The sequence below is a fragment of the Brevundimonas sp. FV1ye4L genome, from assembly GCF_058681255.1.
The window spans coordinates 2791109-2818055 of the sequence record NZ_CM178734.1; the positions used below are offsets into that span (position 1 = coordinate 2791109).

General features: G+C 67.2%; 24 protein-coding genes. 14 read left to right on the forward strand and 10 right to left on the reverse strand.

Annotation, left to right across the window (positions count from 1 at the left end; genetic code table 11):
- Nucleotides 1-211 precede the first annotated feature (211 nt).
- Nucleotides 212-2938, forward strand: a complete 2727-nt coding sequence (gene acnA, locus ACW17X_RS13445) for an aconitate hydratase AcnA (protein ID WP_492098115.1) — start codon at nucleotides 212-214, stop codon at nucleotides 2936-2938.
- An 82-nt stretch (nucleotides 2939-3020) separates the two neighbouring features.
- On the opposite strand, the gene ACW17X_RS13450 is transcribed toward acnA, so the two are convergent.
- Both ACW17X_RS13450 and ACW17X_RS13455 read right to left on the reverse strand, forming a co-directional pair.
- Nucleotides 3021-3905: a 2-dehydropantoate 2-reductase gene (locus tag ACW17X_RS13450; protein WP_492098117.1), complete on the reverse strand. Its 885-nt coding sequence runs from the start codon at nucleotides 3903-3905 to the stop codon at nucleotides 3021-3023.
- Between the two features lie 10 nt (nucleotides 3906-3915).
- Nucleotides 3916-4815, reverse strand: a complete 900-nt coding sequence (locus tag ACW17X_RS13455; protein ID WP_492098119.1) for a hydrogen peroxide-inducible genes activator — start codon at nucleotides 4813-4815, stop codon at nucleotides 3916-3918.
- A gap of 143 nt (nucleotides 4816-4958) precedes the next feature.
- Here ACW17X_RS13455 and katG point away from each other — a divergent pair, with 143 nt between their 5' ends.
- Entirely contained in the window at nucleotides 4959-7229 is a 2271-nt protein-coding gene (gene katG / locus ACW17X_RS13460; protein WP_492098120.1) for a catalase/peroxidase HPI, read from the forward strand.
- Nucleotides 7230-7298: 69 nt separating this feature from the next.
- Here the strand turns inward: katG and ACW17X_RS13465 are convergent, their stop codons facing one another.
- The 3 genes from ACW17X_RS13465 to ACW17X_RS13475 form a co-directional block, all read right to left on the reverse strand.
- Nucleotides 7299-8072, reverse strand: a complete 774-nt coding sequence (locus ACW17X_RS13465; RefSeq protein ID WP_492098122.1) for a glutaminyl-peptide cyclotransferase — start codon at nucleotides 8070-8072, stop codon at nucleotides 7299-7301.
- A gap of 4 nt (nucleotides 8073-8076) precedes the next feature.
- Nucleotides 8077-8904 (reverse strand): TerC family protein, encoded by an 828-nt coding sequence (locus ACW17X_RS13470; protein WP_492098124.1) that lies wholly within the window; start codon nucleotides 8902-8904, stop codon nucleotides 8077-8079.
- A 110-nt stretch (nucleotides 8905-9014) separates the two neighbouring features.
- Nucleotides 9015-9893, reverse strand: coding sequence for an endonuclease/exonuclease/phosphatase family protein (locus tag ACW17X_RS13475; RefSeq protein WP_492098126.1), 879 nt, complete (start codon nucleotides 9891-9893; stop codon nucleotides 9015-9017).
- A 291-nt stretch (nucleotides 9894-10184) separates the two neighbouring features.
- On the opposite strand from ACW17X_RS13475, the gene ACW17X_RS13480 reads away from it, so the two are divergent.
- The 6 genes from ACW17X_RS13480 (at nucleotide 10185) to ACW17X_RS13505 (ending at nucleotide 16458) form a co-directional block, all read left to right on the forward strand.
- Nucleotides 10185-10739: a F0F1 ATP synthase subunit delta gene (locus ACW17X_RS13480; protein ID WP_492098128.1), complete on the forward strand. Its 555-nt coding sequence runs from the start codon at nucleotides 10185-10187 to the stop codon at nucleotides 10737-10739.
- Nucleotides 10740-10812: 73 nt separating this feature from the next.
- Nucleotides 10813-12345, forward strand: a complete 1533-nt coding sequence (gene atpA, locus ACW17X_RS13485; protein ID WP_492027199.1) for a F0F1 ATP synthase subunit alpha — start codon at nucleotides 10813-10815, stop codon at nucleotides 12343-12345.
- Between the two features lie 34 nt (nucleotides 12346-12379).
- Nucleotides 12380-13258 (forward strand): F0F1 ATP synthase subunit gamma, encoded by an 879-nt coding sequence (locus ACW17X_RS13490; RefSeq protein WP_492098130.1) that lies wholly within the window; start codon nucleotides 12380-12382, stop codon nucleotides 13256-13258.
- A gap of 37 nt (nucleotides 13259-13295) precedes the next feature.
- The gene (gene atpD / locus ACW17X_RS13495) at nucleotides 13296-14831 is read left to right on the forward strand and encodes a F0F1 ATP synthase subunit beta (RefSeq protein ID WP_492098132.1); all 1536 of its coding nucleotides are present in this window, start codon (nucleotides 13296-13298) and stop codon (nucleotides 14829-14831) included.
- A 2-nt stretch (nucleotides 14832-14833) separates the two neighbouring features.
- On the forward strand, nucleotides 14834-15103 hold the full coding sequence (locus tag ACW17X_RS13500; protein ID WP_492098133.1) for an ATP synthase F1 subunit epsilon: 270 nt from the start codon (nucleotides 14834-14836) through the stop codon (nucleotides 15101-15103).
- A 221-nt stretch (nucleotides 15104-15324) separates the two neighbouring features.
- Nucleotides 15325-16458 (forward strand): serine hydrolase domain-containing protein, encoded by a 1134-nt coding sequence (locus tag ACW17X_RS13505; RefSeq protein ID WP_492098135.1) that lies wholly within the window; start codon nucleotides 15325-15327, stop codon nucleotides 16456-16458.
- Between the two features lie 223 nt (nucleotides 16459-16681).
- On the opposite strand, the gene rarD is transcribed toward ACW17X_RS13505, so the two are convergent.
- Both rarD and ACW17X_RS13515 read right to left on the reverse strand, forming a co-directional pair.
- Nucleotides 16682-17605, reverse strand: a complete 924-nt coding sequence (gene rarD, locus ACW17X_RS13510; protein ID WP_492098137.1) for an EamA family transporter RarD — start codon at nucleotides 17603-17605, stop codon at nucleotides 16682-16684.
- A gap of 137 nt (nucleotides 17606-17742) precedes the next feature.
- Complete coding sequence (locus ACW17X_RS13515) at nucleotides 17743-18789, reverse strand: aspartate-semialdehyde dehydrogenase (protein WP_492098139.1); 1047 nt, start codon at nucleotides 18787-18789, stop codon at nucleotides 17743-17745.
- Nucleotides 18790-18928: 139 nt separating this feature from the next.
- Here ACW17X_RS13515 and zapE point away from each other — a divergent pair, with 139 nt between their 5' ends.
- Nucleotides 18929-20020 carry a cell division protein ZapE gene (gene zapE / locus ACW17X_RS13520; protein WP_492098141.1) on the forward strand — a complete coding sequence of 364 codons (1092 nt, stop codon included), beginning with the start codon at nucleotides 18929-18931 and terminating at the stop codon, nucleotides 20018-20020.
- 246 nt (nucleotides 20021-20266) lie between these two features.
- On the opposite strand, the gene mdh is transcribed toward zapE, so the two are convergent.
- Nucleotides 20267-21229 (reverse strand): malate dehydrogenase, encoded by a 963-nt coding sequence (mdh, locus tag ACW17X_RS13525; RefSeq protein ID WP_492098142.1) that lies wholly within the window; start codon nucleotides 21227-21229, stop codon nucleotides 20267-20269.
- Between the two features lie 138 nt (nucleotides 21230-21367).
- Between mdh and ACW17X_RS13530 the strand changes: the two genes are divergently transcribed.
- From ACW17X_RS13530 to ACW17X_RS13545, 4 genes are all read left to right on the forward strand, one after another.
- Nucleotides 21368-22267: an SIMPL domain-containing protein gene (locus ACW17X_RS13530; RefSeq protein ID WP_492098144.1), complete on the forward strand. Its 900-nt coding sequence runs from the start codon at nucleotides 21368-21370 to the stop codon at nucleotides 22265-22267.
- A 2-nt stretch (nucleotides 22268-22269) separates the two neighbouring features.
- Nucleotides 22270-22668, forward strand: coding sequence for an HIT domain-containing protein (locus ACW17X_RS13535; protein WP_492098146.1), 399 nt, complete (start codon nucleotides 22270-22272; stop codon nucleotides 22666-22668).
- Nucleotides 22669-22737: 69 nt separating this feature from the next.
- Nucleotides 22738-23031 carry an ArsR/SmtB family transcription factor gene (locus tag ACW17X_RS13540; protein WP_492098148.1) on the forward strand — a complete coding sequence of 98 codons (294 nt, stop codon included), beginning with the start codon at nucleotides 22738-22740 and terminating at the stop codon, nucleotides 23029-23031.
- Nucleotides 23032-23131: 100 nt separating this feature from the next.
- Nucleotides 23132-23881, forward strand: coding sequence for a glucose 1-dehydrogenase (locus tag ACW17X_RS13545; protein WP_492098150.1), 750 nt, complete (start codon nucleotides 23132-23134; stop codon nucleotides 23879-23881).
- 50 nt (nucleotides 23882-23931) lie between these two features.
- Here the strand turns inward: ACW17X_RS13545 and ACW17X_RS13550 are convergent, their stop codons facing one another.
- Nucleotides 23932-24768, reverse strand: coding sequence for an aldo/keto reductase (locus tag ACW17X_RS13550; protein WP_035310611.1), 837 nt, complete (start codon nucleotides 24766-24768; stop codon nucleotides 23932-23934).
- A gap of 47 nt (nucleotides 24769-24815) precedes the next feature.
- Here ACW17X_RS13550 and ACW17X_RS13555 point away from each other — a divergent pair, with 47 nt between their 5' ends.
- Nucleotides 24816-25805 carry an alpha/beta fold hydrolase gene (locus tag ACW17X_RS13555; protein ID WP_492098152.1) on the forward strand — a complete coding sequence of 330 codons (990 nt, stop codon included), beginning with the start codon at nucleotides 24816-24818 and terminating at the stop codon, nucleotides 25803-25805.
- A gap of 127 nt (nucleotides 25806-25932) precedes the next feature.
- Here ACW17X_RS13555 and ACW17X_RS13560 read toward each other — a convergent pair whose 3' ends face one another.
- Nucleotides 25933-26937, reverse strand: coding sequence for an LLM class flavin-dependent oxidoreductase (locus ACW17X_RS13560; protein WP_492098154.1), 1005 nt, complete (start codon nucleotides 26935-26937; stop codon nucleotides 25933-25935).
- Nucleotides 26938-26947: the final 10 nt, after the last annotated feature.

A 26947-nucleotide genomic window follows, 5' to 3' on the forward strand; every position in this document is an offset into this window, starting at 1 on the left:
AAGGGGAGGGAGAAGAACGCCTTTGTTTTGAGAACCTTTCTCAATGTCCGCGTCGAGGGTGTGGACACATGGACGGTGCGCGATGAGCGGACTATAGGCACGATTGCCGCAGCAGGCTTTCGCCGCGCGCGCAGGGGCCCTGTGAGCCGCTGCGTCTGCCGCGCGAAGGCGCAACCGGATTGTCGGGCGGCGCTGACCAGAGGAAGACTCCATGCCGTCGAACGACAGCTTCAAGACCCGCCAGGACCTTTCCGTCGGGCGTAAGAAATACGCCTATTACAGCCTTCCCGCCGCCGAGGAAGCCGGTCTGACCGGGATTTCCCGCCTGCCGCGCTCGATGAAGGTGCTGCTGGAGAACCTGCTGCGCAACGAGGACGGGGTTTCCGTCACCGAAGCCGACCTGAAGGCGGTCGCCGCCTGGGTCGAGAACAAGGGCTCGGTCGAGCACGAGATCGCCTTCCGCCCGGCCCGCGTCCTGATGCAGGACTTCACCGGGGTTCCCGCCGTGGTCGATCTGGCCGCCATGCGCGACGCCATGAGCGCCCTGGGCGCCGACGCCGCCAAGATCAACCCGCTGGTTCCGGTCGATCTGGTCATCGACCACTCGGTCATGGTCGACCACTTCGGCACGGCCAAGGCCTTCGGCCAGAATGTCGAGCGTGAATATGAGCGCAACATCGAGCGCTACAACTTCCTGCGCTGGGGTTCGTCGGCCTTCAACAACTTCCGCGTCGTGCCCCCCGGCACCGGCATCTGCCACCAGGTGAACCTGGAGAACCTGGCCCAGACCGTCTGGACCCTGGACGAAGGCAAGAAGACCGTCGCCTATCCCGACACCGTCGTCGGCACCGACAGCCACACCACCATGATCAACGGCCTGGCCGTCCTGGGTTGGGGCGTCGGCGGCATCGAGGCCGAGGCGGCCATGCTGGGCCAGCCGATCCCGATGCTGATCCCCGAAGTCATCGGCTTCAAACTGACCGGCGCCATGCCGGAAGGCACGACGGCGACCGACCTGGTGTTGACCGTCACCCAGATGCTGCGCAAGAAGGGCGTGGTCGGCAAGTTCGTCGAATTCTTCGGCGACGCCCTGCCGAACATGACCATCGAGGACCAGGCGACAATCGCCAACATGGCCCCGGAATACGGCGCCACCTGCGGCTTCTTCCCCGTCTCGGCCGCCACCATCGGCTATCTGACCGCCACGGGCCGCGACAAGGCGCGCGTCGCCCTGGTCGAAGCCTATGCCAAGGCCCAAGGCCTGTGGATCGACGAGACCTCGGAAGACCCGGTCTTCACCGACGTGCTGGAACTGGACCTGGCCACCGTCGTGCCGTCGCTGGCCGGTCCGAAGCGTCCGCAGGACCGCGTCGAACTGACCACCGCGGCCCCGGCCTTCGAAACCGCCCTGGTCGATGTCTTCGCCCGTCCGACCGACGCCCCGCGCGCGGCCGTCGAGGGTGAGAAGTTCACCGTCGGCGACGGCGATGTGGTCATCGCCGCCATCACCTCCTGCACCAACACCTCCAACCCGTCGGTGCTGATCGCCGCCGGCCTGGTGGCGCGCAAGGCCAATGCGCTCGGCCTGAAGGCCAAGCCCTGGGTCAAGACCTCGCTGGCCCCCGGTTCGCAGGTCGTCACCGACTATCTGACCGACGCCGGCCTGCAGAAGGACCTGGACGCCCTGGGCTTCAACCTGGTCGGCTACGGCTGCACCACCTGTATCGGCAACTCGGGCCCGCTGGATCCGGCGATCTCGAAGGCGATCAACGACAACGCCCTGGTCGCCACCTCGGTCCTGTCGGGCAACCGCAACTTCGAAGGCCGGGTGAACCCCGACGTCCAGGCCAACTATCTGGCCTCGCCGCCGCTGGTCGTGGCCTACGCCATCGCCGGCTCGATGCGGATCGACATCACCAAGGACGCCATCGGCCAGGACAAGAAGGGCAATGACGTCTTCCTGAAGGACATCTGGCCGACCTCGCAGGAGATCGCCGACATCCAGAAGAAGTCGGTCACCCCGGCCATGTTCGCCAAGCGCTACAAGGACGTGTTCAAGGGCGACAAGCACTGGCAGGCGATCAAGGTCGCAGGCGGTCAGACCTATGAGTGGGACGACGCCTCCACCTATGTCGCCAACCCGCCCTACTTCGAAGGCCTGTCGATGGACCTGACCCCGGTTCAGGACGTGGTCGAGGCGCGCGTCCTGGCCATCTTCGGCGACTCGATCACCACCGACCACATTTCTCCGGCCGGTTCGATCAAGAAGACCTCGCCCGCCGGCGTCTATCTGACCAGCCACGGCGTCGAGGCGGCCGAGTTCAACAGCTACGGCGCCCGCCGCGGCAACCACGAAGTCATGATGCGCGGCACCTTCGCCAATATCCGGATCAAGAACCGGATCACGCCCGAGATCGAGGGCGGCGTGACGAAGCACTTCCCGTCGAACGACACCATGTCGATCTATGACGCTGCCATGCGTTACCAGTCGGAAGGCCGCCCGCTGGTCGTCTTCGCCGGCAAGGAATACGGCACCGGCTCGTCGCGCGACTGGGCGGCCAAGGGCACGCGCCTGCTGGGCGTCCGCGCCGTCATCGCCGAAAGCTTCGAACGCATCCACCGCTCCAACCTGGTCGGCATGGGCGTGGTGCCGCTTCAGTTCAAACAGGACGGCTGGCAGAAGCTGGGCCTGACCGGCGAGGAGATCGTCACCATCCGTGGCCTGTCCGACGCCAATGTCGGCAAGCTGCGTCCGCGTCAGGACCTGTGGGTCGAACTGTTCCGCCCGTCGGACGGCAAGATGGCCCGCTTCCCGGTCCGCTGCCGCATCGATAACCAGACCGAGATGGACTATCTGCTGGCCGGCGGCGTCATGCCCTACGTCCTGCGGAACCTGGCCCGCGGCCCGGAAACCGAGGCGCCGATCGCGGCTGAATAGTCGGCGGTTCGCCGAGATGAAAAGAGGGCCGGCGGAGCGATCCGCCGGCCCTTTTTGTTTGAGCCCAAAAGCGGGACCGCGCCTACAGCGCCGCCGCGTTCAGCAGGGCGACGATCATGGCGTTGGCCGGGGTCGGCACGCCGTGGCGGGCGCCGAGGCGGACGATGACGCCGTTGCGGGCGTCCAGCTCCATGGGGCGGCCGGCGGCGCGGTCGGCGTGGAGCGAGTTGATCCCGTCCGGGGCGGCGGCGCGATAGCCGGCGATCACCTGGTCCGGCAGATCGTCGGCCAGGACGGCGCCTTCCGCCCGGCCCACCGCGACGCATTCGGCGACCAGGGCGCGCATGACGAAGGCGGCGCCCTCGTCATGCGCGATCCCCGAGGGCTTGAGGATCAGGGCGTTGACGGCGCCGGCGCAGTTCAGGGCCAGCTTCTTCCAGGCCTCGAACCGGAAGTCGGGCGTGGTCTCGGCGCGGATCGGCGTATGGGCGAACAGGGCCGCGAAGGCCGCGCCCGCTTCGCTGTCGGGCGTCTTGATCCAGCCGTCGCGTCTCTGAAGGATCCGGCCGGGCGCCCGGCGTTCGGCCGGTATGTCCACCACAGCGGGGACGAGACGGTCGACGGGGACTCGGTCGGCGAACGGGGCCAGGTGTTCGACCCCGTTGCGGAGAATGGCCACCCGCGTTTCAGGGCCGATCAGCCCCTCGAGCCAGGTCAGGGTCGAGGCGGTGTCATAGGTCTTGGTGGTCACGATCACCCAGTCGACGGGTGTCAGATCGTCCGGGCGGGTCGCGATCCTTGGCGTGGCGCCGATCCGCCCGCCGGGGGTGTCGATCTCCAGGTCCGTAAACGGCGTGCGGGCGCAGACCAGGACGTTGACGTCCGCCCGCTGCGCCAGCCAGGCCGCCACCGTGCCGCCGATGGCGCCGGGGCCGATCACGGCGATCTTGAGCTTGGCGTCCGTCATCCTGCGACCCTCAATCCAGCTTCAGCGCTTCCGCCAGCAGTCGCGCCTCCGCCGCGCGGCTGGAGCCGGAGCGCCAGGCGACGACGATTTCGCGGTGGGGCGGGGCGCCGTCGGCCTGGTTTTCGAAGGCGCGGATGACGACCGACGGGGTGTCGGCCAGACCGGCCTGGACCGCCATCTTGGGCAGGAAGGAGACGCCTAGCCCCGAGCCGACCATCTGGATCAGGGTGTGCAGGCTGGTGGCGGCGAAGACGTCGTCGCCGCGCGGGGCCTCGATATCGAGAGCGGCCAGGGCGTGGTCGCGCAGGCAGTGGCCGTCCTCCAGCAGGATCAGATCCTCGGCCCGCAGCGAACCGGGCCGGATTGGGCCGGGCGCGGCCAGGGCGTGGTCGTGGGGGGCGGCGGCCATGATCTCGTCGTCGCCGATGCGGGCGTGTTCGACGCCCGGCGCGTCGTAGGGCAGGGCGATGACGGCGGCGTCGATCTGGCCCGCCTTCAGGGCGGCGATCAGACGGGGCGTCAGATCCTCGCGGATGAACAGTTTCAGGTTCGGATAGGCGATCTTCAGCGACGGCAGTTTGGCGGGCAGCAGGAAGGGGGCCACGGTCGGGATCACGCCCAGGCGGAACCGGCCCGACAGAAGCCGGCCGGCGTTCTTGGCCGCCTCGACCAGATCCTCGGTCCGGGCCAGGACGTCCTCGGCCCGGCGCACGGCCTCCACCCCCACGGCGGTCATGATGACGGCGCCGCGCGCCCGCTCGACCACGGGGGCGCCCAGGATCCGCTCCAGCTCCTGCACCCCGGCGCTGAGGGCGGGCTGGCTGACGTGGGCGGCCTCGGCGGCGCGGGAGAAACTGCCGTGTTCGGCGAGAAGCTTCAGATACTGGAGTTGACGCAGGGTGGGGAGCATGGCGAGCGAATAGGGCAAGCCTATACAAAGATCAAAGATAATCGATTGGTCTTATGAAGCTAGACCGTGCATGAATAGCCACATCGACGAAGGGGCTATCGCCAACACGCCCGCCGCATCGCGCCATCATAGGGAAGACCGCCATGACCACCGAAGCCAAATGCCCGTTCTCAGGCGCGACGACAGAGTCGGTCGCCGGGGGCGGGGTCCAGAACCGCGACTGGTGGCCGGGGCAGCTGCGCACGGACCTGCTGAACCAGCATTCGTCGCGGTCGAACCCGCTGGGCGAGGGGTTCAACTATCGCGAGGCCTTTTCCAAGCTGGACTATGAGGCGCTGAAGAACGACCTGCGCCAGTTGATGACCGACTCGCAGGACTGGTGGCCGGCGGACTTCGGCCATTACGGGCCGCAGTTCATCCGCATGGCCTGGCACAGCGCGGGCACCTATCGGGTCGGCGACGGCCGGGGCGGCGGCGGGCGCGGCCAGCAGCGGTTCGCCCCGCTGAACTCCTGGCCGGACAATGTGAACATCGACAAGTCGCGTCGCCTGCTGTGGCCGATCAAGCAGAAATACGGCCAGGCCATCTCCTGGGCCGACCTGTTCATCCTGACCGGGAACGTGGCGCTGGAGACCATGGGCTTCCGCACCTTCGGCTTCGCCGGGGGGCGCCAAGACACCTGGGAGCCGGATCAAGACGTCTACTGGGGGCGTGAAAACACCTGGCTGGGTGGGGACGAGCGGTACTCGCGCGGTTCGCACGGCGTGGACAAGCCGGCTGACGAGGCCGTTCTGGTCGCAGACGACACCGCCGACGGGGTCGAGCACACCCGCGATCTGGAGAACCCGCTGGCGGCGGTCCAGATGGGCCTGATCTACGTCAACCCGGAAGGGCCGGACGGCAATCCCGATCCGATCGCGGCGGCGCGCGACATCCGCGACACCTTCGCGCGGATGGCGATGAACGACGAGGAGACGGTCGCCCTGATCGCCGGCGGCCACACCTTCGGCAAGACCCACGGCGCCGGCCCGGCCGACCACGTCGGACCCGAGCCCGAGGCTGACGGTCTGGAAGCCCAGGGCCTGGGCTGGGCCTCCAGCTTCGGCAGCGGAAAGGCGGGCGACGCCATCACCAGTGGTCTGGAAGTGACCTGGACCCAGACCCCGGCCCAGTGGAGCAACTTCTTCTTCGAGAACCTGTTCGCCTTCGAATGGGAGCTGGAGAAGTCGCCGGCCGGGGCGCACCAGTGGGTGGCCAAGGACGCGGGCTTGGTTATCCCCGACGCCCATGATCCGACCAAGATGCGTCGGCCGACCATGCTGACCACCGATCTGTCGCTGCGGTTCGACCCGGAATACGAGAAGATCTCGCGTCGCTTCCTGAACAATCCGCAGGCCTTCTCTGAGGCTTTTGCTCGCGCCTGGTTCAAGCTGACCCACCGCGATCTGGGGCCGCGCTCGCGCTATGTGGGCCCGGAAGTCCCCAAGGAGGAACTGGTCTGGCAGGATCCCGTGCCGGCCGTCGATCATCCGCTGATCGACGCGGCCGACGTGGTCGCGCTGAAGGCCCAGGTGCTGGCCACGGGGCTGAGCGTCTCGGAGCTGGTGGGCGTGGCCTGGGCCTCGGCCTCGACCTTCCGGGGCGGGGACAAGCGGGGCGGCGCCAACGGCGCGCGCATTCGCCTGGCGCCGCAGAAGGACTGGGCCGTCAATCAACCCGAGCAGTTGGAGCGGGTGCTGAAGACGCTGGAAGGCGTGCAGTTCGCCTTCAACCAGGCCCAGGTCGGCGGCAAGAAGGTGTCGCTGGCCGACCTGATCGTGCTGGCCGGCGCGGCGGGTGTCGAACAGGCGGCCAAGGCGGCGGGACATGAGGTCGTCGTGCCCTTCACGCCCGGCCGGACGGACGCCAGCCAGGCCCAGACGGACGTTGAGTCCTTCAGCTATCTGGAGCCGGTCGCCGACGGCTTCCGCAACTACCAGAAGGCCCGCTACGCCGTTTCCGCCGAATCCCTGCTGATCGACCAGGCCCAGCGTCTGACCCTGACCGCGCCCGAGATGACGGCGCTGATCGGGGGGCTGCGCGCCATCAACATCAATGTGGGCGGTTCGACCCACGGGGTGCTGACGGATCGGCCGGGCGTTCTGACCAACGACGTCTTCGTCAATCTGCTGGACATGGGCGTGAAATGGTCCGCGTCGTCGCCCGCCAAGGACCTGTTCGACGGGCGCGACCGCAAGACCGGAGAGCTGCGCTGGACCGGCACCCGCGTCGATCTGGTGTTCGGCTCCAACGCCGTGCTGCGCGCCCTGGCTGAGGTCTACGCCGAGGCGGACGGTCAGAAGAAGCTGGTCGACGACTTCGTCGCGGCCTGGGCCCGGGTCATGGAGCTGGACCGGTTCGACCTGCACGGCTGACTGAAGTCGGAGTACAGGCGGCGAGGGGTCGGACGCATGCAGGCGTCCGGCCCTTCGCTGTGTCTGGGATCAGCGCAGCTTGATCTCGAACAGTTGCGGCCAGCGCTTGCCGGTGACGAACAGGCGTTTGCCGGCGGGGTCCCAGGCGATGCCGTTCAGGACGTCGTCCCGGGGGGCCAGGCCGGCGTTCTTGGGAACCAGTGCGGTCAGGTCGATGAAGGCCTTCACCACGCCGGTCTCCGGGTCGATGCGGGCGATGCGGTTGTCCTGCCACAGGTTGGCGAAGACCTCGCCGTCGATCCATTCCAGCTCGTTGATCTGGTCCAGCGGCTTGCCGTCGGCGGTGACGGAGACGCGGCCGGTCTCGGCCAGGGTGTCGGGATCGAGGAAGCGCAACTGGTCGGTGCCGTCGCTCATGATCAGCCGTCGCCCGTCGGTGGTCAGGGCCCAGCCCTCGCCGGGATAGGAGAAGCCGCCCAGCGGCGAGAAGTCGTCGAGCTTCCAGATGAAGCCGATGTGGTTGCGCCAGGTCAGGCTGTAGAGCTTGCCGTCCAGCGTGGTCATGCCCTCGCCGAAATAGACGGTCGGCAGGTCGCGACGGCGCACCACCTCGCCCGTCTCCAGTCGCACCTGGCGAATGGAGGACGGGTATTGGCCCGTGCTCTCGTACAGGGCGCCGTCGTGGAACAATAGGCCCTGGGTGAAGGCCGTCCGGTCGTGCGGATAGGCGCGCACGACCTCGTAGGCCTGGACCGGAACCTCCGCGCGGACCGGAAGGAATCCGCCCGTCGCCAGCAGCAGACCGGCGGCGAGGCCGGTGAGGCGCAACGACAGGCGGGTCATCGGGTCAGGCGCCTTCGGCGGCGGCTTCCGCCTCGGCCTTCTTGGCGCGGGCCTCGGCCTGGTCGGCCTGGGCGCGGGCGGCCGTGGCCTTTTCCTTCTTGGTCGCGGAGCGGCGACCCAGCATGTTCAGGGCCTCGACCCCGGCCGAGAAGGCCATGGCGGCGTAGATATAGCCCTTGGGCACATGATAGCCGAAGCCGTCGGCGATCAGCACCATGCCGATCATAAGCAGGAAGCCCAGCGCCAGCATGACGACGCTGGGGTTTTCGTTGATGAAGTTGGCCAGGGGATCGGCGGCCAGCAGCATGACGGTGACGGCGACCAAGACGGCGACCACCATGATGGGCAGGTGTTCGGTCATGCCGACGGCGGTCAGGATCGAGTCGATCGAGAAGACCAGGTCCAGAAGGATGATCTGGAAGATCGCCGCGCCGGCGTTGGTGATCATCACGTCCTTCTTGTCCATCACGTCATGGGTCGGCGTGGGATCGACGGTGTGGTGGATCTCCTTGGTGGCCTTCCAGACCAGGAACAGGCCGCCCGCGATCAGGATCAGATCCTTCCAGGAGAATTCGTTGCCCGCGACGGTGAAGACCGGCTGAACCAGGCCCACCAGCCAGGCGATGATCGACAGCAGGGCCAGGCGCATGACCAGGGCCAGGCCGATGCCGATGCGCCGGACCTTCTGGCGCTGATGCTCGGGCAGTTTGTTCGACAGGATCGAGATGAAGATCAGGTTGTCGATACCGAGCACGACCTCCATCACGATGAGCGTCACCAGCGCGGCCCAGGCGGCCGGGTCGGAGAGCAGGGGCGTAATGCTGTCGAGCATGAAATGTCCTAGAGGGAAAAGCAGGGGCGGAAAGCGCTAGGGCCGCCGCAGGTTCCGATCAAGCGCATGGGTGCGGCGCAATGGTCGCACCCCTGGCCGCCATTTGGCAATCACCGGCCGTCCAGGGCGATATCGACCACGACAGGGAAGTGGTCCGAGATCACCTGGCCTGCGAAGGAATGGGTCGGCACGCCGTAGCGTTCGACCGACAGGCCGGGGCCGACGAAGACATGGTCTATGGCGACGCCGTCATTGTCCTTGGCGATGTCGAAGGCGTTGTAGGTGCCGGCCGGGCCGAAGACGACGGGGCTGACCGCGCGGGCGTCGCGCAGGCCTGAGGCGAGGATGCGGCGATAGGGGGCGCTGTCGGGGCCGGTGTTGAAATCTCCCATCAGGACCACTGACGCCGTCACGCCGTCGACCGAGGCTGGCGCCATGTCAGCGGCCAGTGCGGCGCATTCTTCGCGGGCGATCACGCCGACATGGTCGAAATGGGCGTTGCGCACGTCCAGCAGGCCGCCGTCGGTCCGATCGCGCAGGACGACGCGGGTGATCGTGCGGGGCAGGGCGGCGTCCCAGCCCTTGGACGGCCGGTCCGGCGTGGTCGAACACCACAGGGTCTGGGTGCTGATCGTCTCGAACCGGTCGCGACGCCAGAACAGGGTCGTCGTCTCGCCTGTCTGGGCGCCGTCGTCTCGACCGACCCCGTAATGGTCATAGGCCGGCGCCTGTTCGGCCAGATAGGCGACCATATGCGGCAAGGCCTCCTGCACCCCGAGAACGTCGGGATCGAAGAAGGCGATCTGGTGCGCCATGTGCGGGCGACGCTGTGTCCAGTTCGGCGTGTCGTCGGGCGCGTCGTAGCGGATGTTGTAGCTCATCAGCCGCACAGGCTGCGCGGCGTCCGAGGCTGTCGGCTGGGCCGCGGAGGCCGGGTTCAGGGCGGCGGAGACGACGGCGACGGCGATCAGCAGGGCGGCAGGCTTCATCTTGGGGCTCGGGATCTCAAGGCTCGGGGCAGCTTGTTAAGGGCGCGATATCCCATGTGGGAATGACCGGTGTGCGACACGCCGCGCGGGCGCTGGTGACGGGGTGCGGCCTTATCGCCCTTCACGCAATGTTGCGAGCAGCAAAACCCCGTGCTATCAGGCGCCCGGCTTGAAGGGGGCGTATTCGCGAATACGGCCTCTATCGTGCTTTCCGTAAGCATTTCAGGCTTTTGACCGTTGCGACCCCGCATTCGGTCGCGACCCTGACACAACGACCTCGGACCCTAATCAGTGGCTGATGATTTCAGAACGACGGAAGTCGGCGATCGCTACGCACAGGCGCTGTTTGATCTGGCGCTGGAAACCGGCCGCCTGGACGCCGTCCGTGCTGATCTGGCGTCGCTGAAGGCCGCGTGGATCGAGAGCGCCGACCTGCGCCGCCTGGCCACCTCGCCGGTCATTTCGGCCGAGGATCAGGGCAAGGGTCTGGTCGCCATCGCCGCCAAGGCCAAGTTCGAACAGACGACCGCCAACTTCCTGGGCCTGCTGGCGCAGAACCATCGCGCCAAGGACCTGCCCGGCGTGATCGCCGGTTTCGAGGCCCGCTACGCCAAACACGCCGGCATCGTCGCCGCCGAGGTCGTCTCGGCCCAGCCGCTGGACGCCAAGCAAGTGGCCGCGATCAAGACCGCGCTGAACGCCAGCCTGGGCAAGGCGCCGGAACTGACCACGCGCGTTGATCCGTCGATCCTGGGCGGCCTGAAGATCAAGGTGGGCTCGAAACTGTTCGACGCCTCGCTGAAGACCAAGCTCGACCAGATGAAGTTCGCCCTCAAGCGGGCCTAAGGCCCGCTCCCGCCACAACGAATGCGCGCCTGATCGGCGCACCCGCAGAAGACTGAAGAACAGAGAGCCCGTCATGGACATCCGCGCCGCTGAAATCTCGGCCATCCTCAAGTCGCAGATCGCCAACTTCGGCGTCGAAGCCGATGTCTCCGACGTCGGCAGCGTGCTGTCGGTCGGCGACGGCATCGCCCGCATCCACGGTCTGGACAATGTCCAGGCCGGCGAAATGGTCGAGTTCACCAAGGCCGGCGTCAAGGGCATGGCCCTGAACCTGGAACGCGACAATGTGGGCGCCGTGATCTTCGGCGCCGACGCCGCCATCGCCGAGGGCGACGACGTGCGCCGCCTGGGCGAGATCGTGGACGTGCCGGTCGGCAAGGGCCTGCTGGGCCGCGTCGTCAACCCGCTGGGCGAGCCGATCGACGGAAAGGGCCCGATCCAGTTCACCGAGCGCCGCCGCGTCGACGTCAAGGCGCCGGGCATTATCCCGCGCAAGTCGGTTCACGAGCCGATGCAGACCGGCCTGAAAGCCATCGACACCCTGATCCCCGTCGGCCGCGGCCAGCGCGAGCTGATCATCGGCGACCGTCAGGTCGGCAAGACCGCCGTCGCCGTCGACACCATCCTGAACCAGAAGAACGTCAACAAGACCGATGACGAGAGCGCCAAGCTCTATTGCATCTACGTCGCCATCGGCCAGAAGCGTTCGACCGTCGCCCAGATCGTCAAGACCCTCGAAGAGTCGGGCGCGCTGGAATACACCATCGTCGTCGCCGCCACGGCTTCGGAACCGGCCCCGCTGCAGTTCCTGGCGCCCTTCGCCGGCACCGCCATGGGCGAGTTCTTCCGCGACAACGGCATGCACGCCCTGATCGTCTATGACGACCTGTCCAAGCAGGCTGTTGCGTATCGCCAGATGTCCCTGCTGCTGCGCCGCCCGCCGGGCCGTGAAGCCTATCCGGGCGACGTCTTCTACCTGCACAGCCGCCTGCTGGAGCGCTCGGCCAAGCTGAACGCGGACTATGGTTCGGGCTCGATGACCGCCCTGCCGATCATCGAAACCCAGGCGAACGACGTCTCGGCCTATATCCCGACCAACGTCATCTCGATCACCGACGGCCAGATCTTCCTGGAATCGGACCTGTTCTATCAGGGCATCCGTCCGGCCGTGAACGTCGGCATCTCGGTGTCGCGCGTCGGCTCGTCGGCCCAGACCAAGGCGATGAAGAAGGTCGCCGGCACCATCAAGGGCGAGCTGGCCCAGTATCGCGAGATGGCCGCCTTCGCCAAGTTCGGCTCGGACCTGGACGCCTCGACCCAGAAGCTTCTGGCCCGCGGCGAACGCCTGACCGAGCTGCTGAAGCAGCCGCAATATTCGCCGCTGGCGATGGAAGAACAGGTCGTCTCGGTCTACGCCGGCACGCGCGGCTATATCGACGGGATCGCCGTGGGCGACGTCGGCCGGTTCGAGAAGGAACTGCTGGCCCGCATCCACGCGAACCACGCCTCGCTGCTGGACGGCATCCGCACCAAGAAGGACCTGACCGCCGACCTCGAGGCCGAGCTGAAGGACATCCTGGCCGCCTTCGTCAAGACCTTCGCCTGAACCCGCCGGTTAGTTAGAGGAAGAGCAAAGCCGGATGGCCAGCCTCAAGGAAATGCGCAATCGGATCGGAAGCGTGAAAGCCACGCAGAAGATCACGAAGGCCATGCAGATGGTCGCCGCGGCCAAGCTGAAACGCGCCCAGGACCAGGCCGAGAGCGCCCGGCCCTATGCGCGCAAGATGGCTTCGGTCATCGCCAATCTGGCCGCCGGCGTCTCGGGCGCCGACGCGCCCAAGCTGCTGGCCGGCACGGGTCAGGACCAGCGTCACCTGATCGTGGTGGCGACGGCGGACAAGGGTCTGGCGGGCGGTTTCTCGACCAACGTCATCCGCGCCGCGCGCGAGCGGATCAACAGCCTGATCGCCAACGGCAAGGACGTGAAGATCATCGCCGTCGGCCGCAAGTCGCGCGATCAGCTGACGCGTCTGTACGGCGTCAAGGTGATCCACACCTTCGAGCTGAGCGCCCAGAAGACCATCGGCCTGCCCCTGGCCCAGCCGGTCGCCGAAATGATCGCTACGGCGTTCGAGAACGGCCAGGCCGATGTGGTCACCCTGTTCTACAGCCAGTTCAAGTCGGTCATCCAGCAGGTGCCGACCGGCAAACAGCTGATCCCGGCCGTGGTCGAAGGCGACGCGGCCCCGATCGACCTGAACGGCGCGGTCTATGACTACGAGCCCTCGGAAGAGGAAATCCTCGAGACCCTGCTGCCCCGCAACCTGACGACCCAGATCCTGGCCGCCCTGTACGAGAACCAGGCCGGCTTCTTCGGGTCGCAGATGGCGGCGATGGACAACGCCACGCGCAACGCCGGCGACCTCATCAACGCCCTGACGCTGCAATACAACCGCAAGCGCCAAGCCCAGATCACCACCGAGCTGATCGAGATCATCGCCGGCGCCGAAGCCCTCTGATCCCGACCGAACAGACATTCCGATACGGACCCCAGCCATGACCGACACCGTCGCCAAGAAACCCGCCGCCCGCAAACCCGCCGTCAAGAAGGCGCCCGCCGCCTCGACCGCGCCGGGCTCCGTCGTCGCCACCGGCAAGATCGCCCAGGTCATCGGCGCCGTCGTGGACGTCGAGTTCACCGGCCATCTGCCGGCGATCCTGAACGCCCTGCACACCCAGAACATCGACCAGAAGACGGGCGAGCCCTTCACCCTGGTTCTGGAAGTCGCCCAGCACCTGGGTGAGAACATGGTCCGCACCATCTCTATGGACACGACCGAAGGCCTGACGCGCGGTCAGCCCGTCACCGACACCGGATCGTCGATCCAGGCGCCGGTCGGGCCCGGCACCCTGGGCCGCATCATGAACGTCGTCGGCCAGCCGATCGACGAGCAGGGCCCGATCAAGACCGCCGAATACCGTCCGATCCACAAGGAGGCGCCCTCGTTCGAGGAGCAGTCCACCTCGTCGGAAATCCTGGTCACGGGCATCAAGGTCATCGACCTGATGTGCCCCTACACCAAGGGCGGCAAGATCGGCCTGTTCGGCGGCGCCGGCGTGGGCAAGACCGTGACCATGCAGGAACTGATCAACAACATCGCCAAGGCGTACGGCGGTTATTCGGTCCTGGCCGGCGTGGGTGAGCGCACCCGCGAAGGCAACGACCTGTATCATGAGATGATCGAGTCGAACGTGAACGTCGATCCGGCCAAGAACGGCGGTTCGACCGAGGGCTCCAAGTGCGCCCTGGTTTACGGTCAGATGAACGAACCCCCCGGCGCCCGCGCCCGCGTCGCCCTGACCGGCCTGTCCATCGCCGAGTACTTCCGCGACGAGGAAGGCAAGGACGTGCTGCTGTTCGTCGATAATATCTTCCGCTTCACCCAGGCCGGTTCCGAAGTGTCGGCTCTGCTGGGCCGCATCCCCTCGGCCGTGGGCTATCAGCCGACGCTGGCGACCGAGATGGGCAACCTGCAGGAGCGGATCACCTCGACCAAGAAGGGCTCGATCACCTCGGTCCAGGCCATTTATGTGCCCGCCGACGACCTGACCGACCCGGCGCCCGCCGCCTCCTTCGCCCACCTGGACGCGACCACGGTTCTGAATCGCGACATCGCCGCCCAGGCCATCTTCCCGGCCGTTGACCCGCTGGACTCCACCTCGCGGATCATGGACCCGCTGGTCATCGGCGAGGAGCACTACAACGTGGCCCGTTCGGTCCAGGAAGTGCTGCAGCAGTACAAGGGCCTGAAGGACATCATCGCCATCCTGGGCATGGACGAGCTGTCGGAAGAGGACAAGCTGGTCGTCTCGCGCGCCCGCAAGATCCAGCGCTTCCTGTCGCAGCCCTTCTTCGTGGCCGAACAGTTCACCAACTCGCCCGGCAAGTTCGTCGAGCTGGCCGACACGATCCGCTCGTTCAAGGGCATCGTCGCCGGTGAATACGACCACCTGCCGGAAGCCGCCTTCTACATGGTCGGGGCGATCGAAGAGGCCGTCGCCAAGGCCGAGAAGATGGCGTCGGAAGCCTGATCATGGCCGGCAAGCTGAACTTCTCCCTCGTCTCGCCGGAACGCGAGGTCTTCTCGGGCCTCGTGGACCAGGTGGACGCGCCGGGCGTCGAGGGCGACTTCGGCGTCCTGCCGGACCACGCCCCCTTCATGACCGCCCTGCGCGAGGGTCTGGTGACCGTCTATGTCGACGGGGCCAAGACCCAGTACGACCTCAAGGGCGGCTTCGCCGACGTCAACGGCGAAGGCCTGACCATCCTGGCCGAACAGGCGACCGAGGTCGTCGCGGCCTGATCCTAGCCGGATCGAAAGATTTGAGGCCCCGTGCTCCGGCGCGGGGCCTTTTTCGTGCGGGCGGGCCCCCTCCGTCTCTCCGCTTCGCTCCGAGCCACCTCCCCCAGAGGGGGAGGAGTGCACACCTAAATCCTCCCCCTCTGGGGGAGGTGTCGCCGCAGGCGACGGAGGGGGTGTGACGGCCCTTCCCCGCAGGTAGGGGGCGGTCTATGAACGCCTCCATGACCGAAGCTCTCGATATCCACGGCGTCTGTGATCCGCGTTTCGCGGCGGTGAAGGACGCCTTCGCCGCCAATTTCACCGAGGCGCCCGAGGGGCTGAACGAGGTGGGGGCGCGGTTCAGCGTGATGATCGAGGGCGCGCCGGTCGTCGACCTGTGGGCCGGGCACGCCGATACCGCGAAGACGGCGCCCTTTACCGAGACGACCCTGACCCCGGTGTTTTCGACCGGCAAGGCCGTGATGGCCCTGCTGATGGCCACTGCCGTCGAGGCGGGCAAGATCGCCTATGATGAGAAGGTCTCCCAGATCTGGCCCGAGTTCGGCCAGGCCGGGAAGGACAAGGTCACCGTCGCCCAGTTGATGAGTCACCAGGCGGGCCTGCCCGGCTTCTCCGAGGCGGTGGATCCGTCGCTGTGGTTCGATCCGGCGGCGGTCAACGCAAGGCTGGCGGCCCAGGCGCCGATGTGGGAGCCGGGGACGGCCTCGGGCTATCACCCCGTCACGGTCGGCTTTATGGCCAACGAGGTTTTCCGTCGCACGACGGGCCGCACCATGGGCCAGGCCCTGCGCGCCGACTTCGCCGATCTGGACCTGTGGATCGGCCTGCCGGAAGCCGAGCATGGGCGAGTGGCCCAGATGCGCAAACCCTCGTCGGCGCCCAGTCTGGGGACGGTGGACCCCATCAAACAGGCGGCCTTCCTGGACCGCGGATCGGCGCCGGGCGGACGCGGCTCGACCGAATGGCGCAAGATGGAGATCCCCTCGGCCAATATGCACGCCACGGCGCCTGGCCTGGCCCGGATGCTGGGCGTCGTGGCCAATGAAGGGATGCTGGACGGACGGCGGGTGCTGTCCAAGGGCGTGCTGCACGACCTGACGCGCGAGCGGATCCACGGGCAGGACAAGGTGCTGCCCTATGTGATCAGCTGGGCCGCGGGGCTGATGCGCAATGACGGGCTGAACGTCTTTGGGCCGGGCGAGGGCTTTGGCCACTATGGCTGGGGCGGGTCGATGGCCATGGCCGATCCGGGACGCCGGCTGTCGGCCGCCTATGTGATGACGCGCCAGTCGTCCTATCTGATCGGCGACCCCCGCCCCCGACGGCTGATGGAGGCGGTGTACGGGGCCCTCTGACGCGAAGACAGTCCAACGACGACGGGGCGGCGAATTGCACTGCACAGGCGAAAACAGTGCAATGTGCAAAAGAGTGCAATTCGGGCCTCCCGTCAGATCGACGACCTCAGGAGCCTAACCCGGTTTCCAGTCCAGGCGAGGTGATCGCGTTTTCGCGAGATCAAGTCGCTGGAAACCAAGGGTGTCTTCGCCGGAATTGCGGGTGCAGACCCCTCCCGGTTTCCTATTGGCCCGGTTCGGTCAGGGCCACGGCGCGTCGTGCGGTGCGCGACCGCGAGGCGGCGCCCAGTGCAAATACGCCGGCCCCCGCCCAGATGAAGACGAACGAGACGATCCGCAACGGCGTCAGGGCCTCGCCCGCCCAGACGCCGCAGGCGAACTGGAGCGTGGGCGCCAGGAACTGGATGAAGCCTATGGTGGACAGGGGCAGGCGCCGCGCCGACCAGGCGAACAGCACCAGGGGAATGACCGTCGCCGGGCCGTTGACCAGGGCCCAGGCCAGGCCGGCGGGGGAGGAAAAGCCGGTCGCCTGGCCGTGGGTCGCCAGCCAGGCCAGGAAGACCGCCCCGATGGGCAGCAGCAACAGACATTCGACGAACAGCCCGGTCTGGGCCGAGGCCGGCACGCGCTTTCGGATCACCGCATAGGCGCAGAAGGTGACGGCCAGGGTCAGGCCGATGATCGGCACATGGCCTAGCGCTATGGTCTGGATGACGACGCCGACGGCGGCCAGGCCGATGGCGACGGCGCTCCAGCGGTCGATCCGTTCACGGAACAACACCGCCCCCGCCGCCATATTCAGCAGCGGATTGATATAATAGCCGAGACTGGCCTCCAGCGTCGCATGGTGGGTGGTGGCGAAGACGTAGAGGCTCCAGTTGGTGGCGATCATCGCCGCCGACAGGGCCAGCCAGGCCAGGGTGCGCGGCGTGGCTAGCACCCGCCGCGCCTCGCCCCACTGGCCCGCCAGCAGCAGGAACAGGCCTGCCACGAACACCGACCAGACGGCCCGGTGGGCCAGGATCTCGGGTGCGCCGAACCCGTGGGCCGCCATGGCCATGAACAGCAGCGGCAGCAGGCCCCACAGGCTGTAGCAGGCGATGGCGGTGGCGACCGCGCGGGGATCGTTGGGGGTGGCGGCGGTCATGGGGTCCTTCATCCCCCGCCGTCATCCTCGGGCTTGACCCGAGGATCGGGCACGGCGGGCGCTGGTGCGTCGCTCGTTCGCACCAGCGGCCGAACATCCGGTCCTCGGGTCAAGCCCGAGGATGACGGGGTGGAGCGTCAGACGGTGATCGAACGATACCCCGACGACGAGGTGATCACACCCGTCTCGTCCAGCAGCTGGGCGATCTGGACGGCGTTCAGGGCGGCGCCCTTGCGCAGGTTGTCGGACACGACCCACAGGTTCAGGCCGTTCTCGACGGTCGGATCCTTGCGGATGCGGCTGACATAGACGCCGTGTTCGCCGGCGGCGTCGACGGGGGTGATATAGCCGTCGTGCTCCTGCTTATCGATGACCAGAACGCCCGGCGCCTCGCGCAGGATGGCGCGGGCCTCGTCCGGGGCGATGGGGCGGTCGAACTCGATGTTCACGGCTTCGGAATGGCCGACGAAGACCGGCACCCGCACGCAGGTGACCGTGACCTTGATGTCGGGGTCCAGCATCTTGTGCGTCTCGTCCGACATCTTCTGCTCCTCGTCGGTCGAGCCGTCCTCAAGGAAGGAACCGATGTAGGGGATGACGTTGAAGGCGATCTGCTTGGGGAACTTCTTCGGACGCGCGTCGCCCAGGCCGTAGATGGCCTTGGTCTGGTTCCACAGCTCGTCCATGCCTTCCTTGCCGGCGCCGGACACCGACTGATAGGTCGAGACCACCACCCGTTTGATCTTGGCCGCGTCGTGCAGGGGCTTCAGCGCCGTGACCAGCTGGATGGTCGAGCAGTTGGGGTTGGCGATGATGTTCTTCTTCTTGGCGTCCTTGACCGCGTCGGGGTTCACCTCGGGCACGATCAGGGGAACGTCGGCGTCCTTGCGGAAGGCCGAGGAGTTGTCGATCACGATGGGGCCGGCCTTGCCGATCTTCTCGGACCAGGCGCGCGAGACCTCGCCGCCGGCTGACATCAGGACCAGGTCGACCTTGGAGAAGTCGAACTGTTCGATGTCCTGGCATTTGATGGTCTTGTCGCCGAACGAGACCTCGACCCCCTTGGACTTGCGCGAGGCGATGGCGTGGATTTCATCGACGGGGAATTCCAGCTCCTCGAGGATGTTCAGCATTTCGCGGCCCACATTGCCCGTGGCCCCGACGATCGCGACGCGATAACCCATGTTTCTTGTCCTTCGGACGCGCTGTCGCCTGGCCTGCGGGCCGAGCGGCTTGAGCGCATTGTAGTGATGGCCCTGCAAATAGGCGTTCGCAGCCGCGAAGCAATCGCTTTTCGGCGACAGGGACTTTAAGCAGGGGCTCATGACCTCCCGCATCCGAAACGCCTACGACATCCGCGTGGAAGAGGGCGTGCTGACGCCCGATCCGGCCCAGGCCTCCGTCATTGTCGCTCTGGAGCGGCTGGAGGTCGATCTGGCCAAACGGGGCCTGTTTGGGCGCGCCCCTGAGGTGAAGGGGATCTATCTGTGGGGACCGCCGGGACGGGGCAAGTCCATGCTGATGGACCTGTTCTATTCGGCCACGCCCGAGCCCCGGAAAACGCGCGCTCATTTCCACGCCTTCATGGCCCGGGTCCACGATCTGGTGAAGCAGTGGCGCGAGGGGGACGCCAGGACGCGCAAGGCCGTGTTCGGGACGCACAAGGGCGACGATCCCATTCCGCCCATCGCCAAGCTGATTGCGTCCGAAGCCCGGCTGCTGTGTTTCGACGAGCTTCAGGTGACGGACATCGCCGACGCCATGATCCTGGGCCGGCTGTTCGAGGCCCTGTTCGAGGACAAGGTGGTGCTGGCCATCACCTCGAACCGGGCGCCCGAGGACCTCTATAAGAACGGCATCAACCGCCAGCTCTTCACCCCCTTCGTCGACATCATCCGCGACCGCTGCGCCGTGGTGCAGACGGCGGGGGCGCGCGACTGGCGGCTGGACCGGCTGAGTTCGGCCGAGGTCTGGCACACGCCGGACGAACGCGCCGGATTCGAGGAGCTCTGGCGCGAGCTGAAGGGGGGCGAGCCGGAAGAACCGGCGCACCTGACCGTCCTCGGCCGCGACGTGGTGATCGAACGCACGGTGGGCTCGATGGCGCGGGCGAGTTTCGCGGACCTGTGCGGCCGGCCGCTGGGGCCGCAGGACTATCTGGCCATCGCCGAACGGTTCCACACCCTGTTCCTGGAGGATGTGCCGATCCTGAGTTCGGCCAACCACCACGAGGCGCGGCGTCTGGTGACCCTGGTGGACGCCCTTTATGAGGCCAAGACCAAGCTGATCGTCCTGGCCGCCGCCCGGCCCGAGGCCCTCTATACCGAAGGGGTGGGGGCGTTCGAGTTCGAACGGACCGTGTCGCGCTTCAACGAGATGCAGAGCAAGGACTGGCTGGCCCACGTGCGGGAGTAGATCCCTCTCCCGCCGGGAGAGGGCTTGAGCGCACGAGAGCGCAGCGATCGGGTTTCGCGCGACCCGAAGGGCGGCGCGAAGCAGCCAAAGGGTGAGGGGCAAGGTGGTGCGCGTTAGCCCACCGCCGGACCCCTCATCCGGCCCTTCGGGCCACCTTCTCCCAACGGGAGAAGGGAAGAAAGAGAGCAAAGAAAAGGGCCTGCGGATTGCTCCGCAGGCCCTTCGTCATTCGATCTGGATGATCGCTTAAGCCAGCGAGGCGTCGATATCCTTGCAAGCCTGCAGCAGGCCCTGGACCGAGGCGACGGACTTTTCGAACATCGCCTTTTCTTCGTCGTTGGTGGTGAACTCGATCACCTTCTCGACGCCGGCGGCGCCGATCAGGGCCGGGACGCCGACATAGAGGTCCGACAGGCCGTATTCGCCCGACAGCCAGACGGCGCAGGGCAGGACGCGCTTCTGGTCCAGCAGATAGGACTTGGCCATCGCAATCGCGCTTTCAGCCGGGGCGTAGAAGGCCGAGCCGGTCTTCAGCAGGGCCACGATCTCGCCGCCGCCCTTGCGGGTGCGGTCGACGATGGCGTCCAGCTCGTCCTGCGACAGGAAGCCGGCCTTGACCGCGTCCGGCAGGGGGAGGCCGCCGACGGTCGAGTGGCGCACCATCGGCACCATATCGTCGCCGTGACCGCCCAGGGTCCAGGCGTGGATGTCCTGAACCGAGACGCCGGTCTTTTCAGCCAGGAAATAGGCGAAACGCGCCGAGTCGAGCACGCCGGCCATGCCGACGACCTTCTCCTTGGGCAGGCCCGAGAACTTCTGCAGCGCCCAAACCATGGCGTCGAGCGGGTTGGTGATGCAGATGACGAAGGCGTTCGGGGCGTGGGCCTTGATGCCCTCGCCGACGGCCTTCATGACCTTCAGGTTGATGCCGATCAGGTCGTCGCGGCTCATGCCCGGCTTGCGCGGCACGCCGGCGGTGACGATGCAGACGTCGGCGCCCGCGATGTCGGCGTAGTCGTTCGCGCCCTTCAGGGCCACGTCCGAGCCGAAGACGGCGGTGGCCTCGGCGATGTCCAGCGCCTTGCCCTGGGGGGTGCCTTCAGCGATGTCGAACAGGATCACGTCGCCCAGCGCTTCGCGCGCGGCCACATGGGCCAGGGTGCCGCCGATCATGCCGGCGCCGATGAGGGCGATCTTCGCGCGAGCCATGGATGTCTCCGTTTATTGCGTGTGCGAAAGGGGATTAATCGTGCGGGCGGTCTAGACCCCTCTCGCGGCTGTCGCAAGAACCTCGCTTTACGGCCTTGGTCGAGGCTGCGAAAGTCAGGCCCAAACCGGAGGATTTCGATGCGCCGTTCCCTTGCTCTCGCCCTGCTGCTGGGCGCCGCCCCCGTCGTCGTCGCCGCCCCCGCCCTGGCCCAAACCCCGCCCGCGACCATCGGCGACCGCTATATTCCCGCCCCCTGGTGGATGCGCGATCCGGTCATCGCTTCGGTCGGCGAAGTGCGGGTCGAACTCCAGGCCAATCGCGCCTTCGTCTCCGCCAGTTTCCAGTCGGTGGACCGCAGCGTCGCCGAGGCCTCGCGCGCCGCCGCCGACCAGGTGCGGGCCCTCAGCCAGGCGCTGTCGGCCTATGGCGCCGACAAGGTTCGGGTCGAGACCAGCGTCACGACGCGGCCTCTGTACGATCAGTACCGCGACGAGAACGGGGTGATGCGCGACAACACCCGCGCCGACCGGGTCGCCCGCTATCAGGCCGACGCCTCTGTCAATGTCACGGTGCGCGACGTGAGCCTGATCGAGCGGGTGTACGCCACCATCGTGGCCTCGCGCCCCACGGCGATCGGCCAAGTGAACTTCAATCTGGAGCCGGAGAACAGCTGGAAGGCCAATCTCCAGGCCGAGGCGATGAAGGACGCGCGTCGTCGGGCCGAGGCGGCGGCGACCAACGCCGGCGCGACCCTGGGCCGGGTGAAGATCATCGATCCGTCGGGCCGGGTCTGCCAGACCGACGTCCTGGCGGGCTGGCCCGCCTACGCCGCCGGAGAGCAGGCGACGACCGTGGAGGATATAGTGGTGACGGGATCGCGGATGCGGGCTGGGGCGAACTTTGCACCGCCTCCGCCGCCCGCACCGGCCGCCGGCGCCGCGCCCAGCGAGGCGCAGATCGAGGCCGCACGGCTGGCGCTTCAGCCGCCGTTGCAGGTCATGACCGACAGCGCCTGCGTCATCTATGGACTGAACTGAGCATGGAGTTTGTCGTCGCGCCCGCCTTCGAGGCGGGCTCCATCGCGGCCGCCGAATGGCCGCTGTGTCATGTGCGGCTTCAGGACGACGCCCGCTTCCCCTGGCTGATCCTGATCCCGCGCGTCGAGGGGGCGGTGGAGCTGGAAGACCTAAGCGTCGAACAGCGGGCCGCGCTGATGGAGGAGACGGTGCGGGCCGGGGCCCTGGTGCGGCGGTTGGGAACGGTCGAAAAGCTGAACGTGGGGGCCATCGGCAATGTGACGGCCCAACTGCACGTCCATGTCGTCGGCCGGCGCCGCGACGACGGCCTGTGGCCCGATCCGGTCTGGGGGCGAGGACCGGCGGTCCCCTATGCGGGGGAGATGCGGGCGCGGCTGTTGGAAGCGATCGGGCGCGGGTAGCCGATCCGACGACCGACGTGGCGTCGCGCCCCATTTGCGTCAGCCGCTGTCGCACCGCATATGAGCCCCATGGAAGACGCGCCGCGCATCGTGCTGGACGAACGCCAGGTGAACCTGATCGCCAAGGCCCTGGCGGAGCCGCGCCGCCGTCAGATTCTCAAGGAGATCGGCGCGGCCAGCGAACCCACGCCCTGCGGCGCGGTCGCCCAACTCGTGGCGGTCAGCGCCCCCACCTTCTCGCACCATATGAAGGAGCTGGAGACCGCCGGCCTGATCCAGATCTGCCGGCAGGGCAAGTTCGCCTTCCTGGTGCTGCAGCGCGACGTCTTGAACGCCTATCTGGCCCAGCTCGCGGAAATCTGAGGCCGGCTTTCAGAAAATCACGCGGCATCGCTCATTGAATCACTTCGATGGTTATCTAAGTATCAAACCGTTCGCCGCTGAAGGCGACCGGAGAGAGATCATGACCAAGCTTTCAGGCAAGACCGCCGTCGTCACCGGCGCATCGAAAGGCATCGGAGCGGCCATCGCTAAAGCCCTGGCCGCCGAGGGCGCCGCAGTGGCCGTCAACTACGCCTCCAGCCGCGAAGGGGCGGACAAGGTCGTGGCCGAGATCACCGCCGCCGGCGGCAAGGCCATCGCCGTTCAGGGTTCGGTGGCCAAGGGCGACGACGTCACGCGGCTGTTTGACGAGACCCATAAGGCGTTCGGCGGGGTGGACATCCTCGTCAACAACGCCGGCGTCTATGCGTTCGCGCCGATTGAGGACGTGACCGAGGCCGAGTACCGACGCCAGTTCGACACCAATGTCCTGGGCTTGCTGCTGGCCACCAGCGAGGCGGCCAAGCGCTTCGGCCCGGACGGCGGCAGCGTGATCAACATCAGCTCGGCCGCCACCACCGTGGATATCCCGACCGCCTCGGTCTACACGGCCACCAAGGCCGCCGTGGATTCGATCACCCGCGTGTTGGCCAAGGAACTCGGCCCGCGCCAGATCCGGGTCAACGCCATCGCGCCCGGCGCCGTTGAGACCGAGGGCACCCACGCCGTCGGCATCATCGGCTCGGATCTGGAGGCCCAGATGGTCGCCCAGACGCCGCTCGGCCGCATGGGGCAGCCGTCTGACATTGCTCCTGTGGCCGTCTTCCTGGCCTCGCCCGAAAGCGCCTGGATCACCGGCGAAATCATCGCAGTGGCCGGCGGCAACCGTTAAATCACGCCGTGGCGAAGGACGCGGCCGGGGTCCGGCCGCGTCCGCATCTCTTAGATAATATCCAGCGGGGTCTCGCGCGTGGGCGGGGGGAAGGCGGCGTCGAGGCGTTCGATGTCCTCGAGGTCGAACTGGATCTCCAGGGCGTCGGCGTTGGCTTCGACGTGTTCGACGGAACTAGCCTTGGGAATGGCGATGACGCCGTCGTGGCGCAGGATGGCGGCGAGCGCCACCTGAGCCGGGTCGGCGCTGTGGCGGTTGGCGATGTCGCGGATCAGGGGCTGTTCCAGCAATTCGCCGCGGCCCAGGGGCGAATAGGCCATCATCGGCATGTCGCGGGCCTGCATCCACGGCAGGAGGTCGAACTCCACCCCGCGCGAGCCCAGATTATAGAGCAGCTGGTTGACGGCGCAGTCCTCGGCTCCCTCGATCTCCATCAGCCGTTCCATGGCGCGCATATCCAGATTGGACACGCCCCAGCGGGCGATCATCCCCTCGTCGACCAATTCCTGGAAGGCGGCGACCGTCTCTTCCAGCGGGACATTGCCTTCCCAGTGCAGCAGATACAGGTCCAGCCGGTCGGTCCCCAGCCGTTCCAGCGACTTCTCGCAGGCCAGCATCATCTTCATTTCCGACGCGTTGTCGGGCCGGACCTTGGAGACCAGAAAGACCTCGTCGCGACGCCCGGCGATGACCTCGCCCACCAGCCGTTCGGAACGGCCGTCGCCGTAGAGCTCGGCCGTGTCGATCAGGGTCAGGCCCAGGTCTATGCCGCGCGCCAGGGCCTGCTGCTCCTCGTCGCGCCAGGCGGGATCGTCGCCCATCTCCCAGGTGCCTTGGCCCAGGGCGGGAACGGTCGTACCGTCTGCAAAGGTGACGAGGCGGGTCATGTCCGTCCTATTCCATTCGCGGCGGAAGAGCCGCCTGCGAGGTTGAGATGCGCACCCGGCTTATCAAGACCGACGGCCTTGTCCAACAGGTGCTGGAGGCGGGGTTCGAAGACCTCAACGCGCCATTGGTCCTGCTGATCCACGGCTTTCCGGAACTGGGGATCAGCTGGCGGGCCCAGGTTGAAGCCCTTTCGGCGGCGGGATATCATGTCGCGGCTCCGGACATGCGTGGATACGGCGGCACGGACAAGCCGAAAGGCGCCGACGCCTATTCGATCCTGCATCTGGTCGGGGACATGGTCGATCTGGTCCGGGCGCTGGGCAAGTCGAGCGCCGTCGTCGTGGGCCACGACTGGGGGGCGCCGGTCGGCTGGCATTGCGCCCTGTTGCGGCCCGATCTGTTCACGGCGGTGGCCGGCCTGTCCGTGCCGTTCCAGCCGCGTCGGCCCCAGGGACCGCCGACGACCGTCATGGCCATCCTGTCCGAGCGGGCCGGTATGGGCGATCTCTATATCAACCGGTTCCAGGCGGCGGACGCCCATCTGGCGCTGGAGGTCGATCCGGCGACGACGCTGAGGAAACTGTTCTGGGCCTATGACGGGGCCACCCCGGCGTCGAAACGGGCCACCGGCTTCATGGCGCCGGGCGTCGGCCTGCTGGACAGTATCGACGACGGCGCCGACCTGCCGCCGTGGATGAGCCCCGCCCATTTCGCGGAATATGTCGAGGTCTTCACGGCCGGCGGGTTCGACGCGCCTTTGAGCTGGTATCGGGCCATCGACCTGAACTGGTCTCTGACGGCCTTCGTCCAGGATCAGCAGATCCTCCAGCCGGCCCTGTTCATCGTCGGTGAGGACGATCCGGTCCGACACTATGCCGGCTCCGCAGAGGCGGGGCTCAAGGACTGGGTTCCGAACCTGACGCGTTCGGTCGTCCTGCCCGGCGCCGGCCACTGGATCCAGCAGGAGCGGGCGGATGAGGTGAATGGGTTGCTGCTGGGGTTTCTTGCGCCCCTCTCCCGTGGGGAGAGGGCTTGAGCGCTCGAGAGCGTTAGCGATCGTCCTTAGCGCGAAAGGGTGAGGGGACGGCTGTGCGAGTTGGCCCACCGGCGAACCCTCATCCGGCCCTTCGGGCCACCTTCTCCCGATGGGAGAAGGAAACCGCTCACGCCGCTTCCGCCGTCTCCATCCGTCCGCGAGCCTCAGCCACGATCTCCAGGCTGCGGATACGGGCGGCGTTGTCGAAGGCCATGCCGGTGATCATCAATTCGTCGACGCCGGTCAGGGCGATGAAGTCCGACAGCTGTTTGCGCACCGTGTCCGGTCCGCCGACGGCGGAATAGAGCAGGCGGCTGCGCGCCCCCTCGATCTGTTGCGGGGTCAGGACAGCGGTGATGTCGTCGACGGGCGGCGGAAGCTTGCCCGGCTTGCCGGTCGAGAGACGGGCGAAACTCTGTTGCATCGAGGTGGACAGGCGCACCCCTTCCGCGTCCGTATCGGCGGCGAAGACGTTGATCGCGGCCATGGCGTAGGGCTGGGCCAGCCGGTCAGACGGGGTGAAGCTGCGGCGATACAGGGCCAGGGCCTCCAGCAGCAGTTCAGGTGCGAAATGGCTGGCGAAGGCGTAGGGCAGGCCCAGCTGGCCGGCCAGCTGGGCGCTGAACAGGCTGGAGCCCAGAAGCCAGATGGGCACGCGCAGGCCAGCGCCTGGGACGGCGCGGACGGGCTGGTTGTCGGCGGCCGGTTCGAACCACTGGATCAGTTCGACTACATCGCGTGGGAACTGATCGGCCCCCTCGAAATAGCGGCGTAGGGCGCGGGCGGTGGCGCCGTCGGTGCCGGGCGCGCGGCCCAGGCCGACGTCGATCCGGCCGGGGAACAGGGTCTCCAGGGTGCCGAACTGTTCGGCGACGACCAGGGGCGCGTGGTTGGGCAGCATGACGCCGCCGGAGCCGACGCGGATCCGCTGGGTGCCCGCCGCCACATGGCCGATGACGATGGCGGTCGCCGCGCTGGCGATGCCGGGCATGTTGTGGTGCTCGGCCAGCCAGAACCGCTGATAGCCCAGGCGATCGGCGGCCTGGGCCAGGGCCAGGGTCTCGTCGAGGGCGCGGCGGGCGTCGCCGCCTTCGACGATGGGGGACAAATCGAGCACTGAGAACGGGATCATGCGTCCTAGA

Excerpts from the sequence above, each read along its gene's own strand:
- acnA (WP_492098115.1), top strand. The coding sequence starts at position 212 with ATGCCGTCGAACGACAGCTTCAAGACCCGCCAGGACCTTTCCGTCGGG.
- ACW17X_RS13450 (WP_492098117.1), bottom strand. The coding sequence starts at position 3,905 with ATGACGGACGCCAAGCTCAAGATCGCCGTGATCGGCCCCGGCGCCATC.
- ACW17X_RS13455 (WP_492098119.1), bottom strand. The coding sequence starts at position 4,815 with ATGCTCCCCACCCTGCGTCAACTCCAGTATCTGAAGCTTCTCGCCGAA.
- katG (WP_492098120.1), top strand. The coding sequence starts at position 4,959 with ATGACCACCGAAGCCAAATGCCCGTTCTCAGGCGCGACGACAGAGTCG.
- ACW17X_RS13465 (WP_492098122.1), bottom strand. The coding sequence starts at position 8,072 with ATGACCCGCCTGTCGTTGCGCCTCACCGGCCTCGCCGCCGGTCTGCTG.
- ACW17X_RS13470 (WP_492098124.1), bottom strand. The coding sequence starts at position 8,904 with ATGCTCGACAGCATTACGCCCCTGCTCTCCGACCCGGCCGCCTGGGCC.
- ACW17X_RS13475 (WP_492098126.1), bottom strand. The coding sequence starts at position 9,893 with ATGAAGCCTGCCGCCCTGCTGATCGCCGTCGCCGTCGTCTCCGCCGCC.
- atpA (WP_492027199.1), top strand. The coding sequence starts at position 10,813 with ATGGACATCCGCGCCGCTGAAATCTCGGCCATCCTCAAGTCGCAGATC.
- ACW17X_RS13490 (WP_492098130.1), top strand. The coding sequence starts at position 12,380 with ATGGCCAGCCTCAAGGAAATGCGCAATCGGATCGGAAGCGTGAAAGCC.
- atpD (WP_492098132.1), top strand. The coding sequence starts at position 13,296 with ATGACCGACACCGTCGCCAAGAAACCCGCCGCCCGCAAACCCGCCGTC.
- ACW17X_RS13500 (WP_492098133.1), top strand. The coding sequence starts at position 14,834 with ATGGCCGGCAAGCTGAACTTCTCCCTCGTCTCGCCGGAACGCGAGGTC.
- ACW17X_RS13505 (WP_492098135.1), top strand. The coding sequence starts at position 15,325 with ATGACCGAAGCTCTCGATATCCACGGCGTCTGTGATCCGCGTTTCGCG.
- rarD (WP_492098137.1), bottom strand. The coding sequence starts at position 17,605 with ATGACCGCCGCCACCCCCAACGATCCCCGCGCGGTCGCCACCGCCATC.
- ACW17X_RS13515 (WP_492098139.1), bottom strand. The coding sequence starts at position 18,789 with ATGGGTTATCGCGTCGCGATCGTCGGGGCCACGGGCAATGTGGGCCGC.
- zapE (WP_492098141.1), top strand. The coding sequence starts at position 18,929 with ATGACCTCCCGCATCCGAAACGCCTACGACATCCGCGTGGAAGAGGGC.
- mdh (WP_492098142.1), bottom strand. The coding sequence starts at position 21,229 with ATGGCTCGCGCGAAGATCGCCCTCATCGGCGCCGGCATGATCGGCGGC.
- ACW17X_RS13530 (WP_492098144.1), top strand. The coding sequence starts at position 21,368 with ATGCGCCGTTCCCTTGCTCTCGCCCTGCTGCTGGGCGCCGCCCCCGTC.
- ACW17X_RS13535 (WP_492098146.1), top strand. The coding sequence starts at position 22,270 with ATGGAGTTTGTCGTCGCGCCCGCCTTCGAGGCGGGCTCCATCGCGGCC.
- ACW17X_RS13540 (WP_492098148.1), top strand. The coding sequence starts at position 22,738 with ATGGAAGACGCGCCGCGCATCGTGCTGGACGAACGCCAGGTGAACCTG.
- ACW17X_RS13545 (WP_492098150.1), top strand. The coding sequence starts at position 23,132 with ATGACCAAGCTTTCAGGCAAGACCGCCGTCGTCACCGGCGCATCGAAA.
- ACW17X_RS13550 (WP_035310611.1), bottom strand. The coding sequence starts at position 24,768 with ATGACCCGCCTCGTCACCTTTGCAGACGGTACGACCGTTCCCGCCCTG.
- ACW17X_RS13555 (WP_492098152.1), top strand. The coding sequence starts at position 24,816 with ATGCGCACCCGGCTTATCAAGACCGACGGCCTTGTCCAACAGGTGCTG.
- ACW17X_RS13560 (WP_492098154.1), bottom strand. The coding sequence starts at position 26,937 with ATGATCCCGTTCTCAGTGCTCGATTTGTCCCCCATCGTCGAAGGCGGC.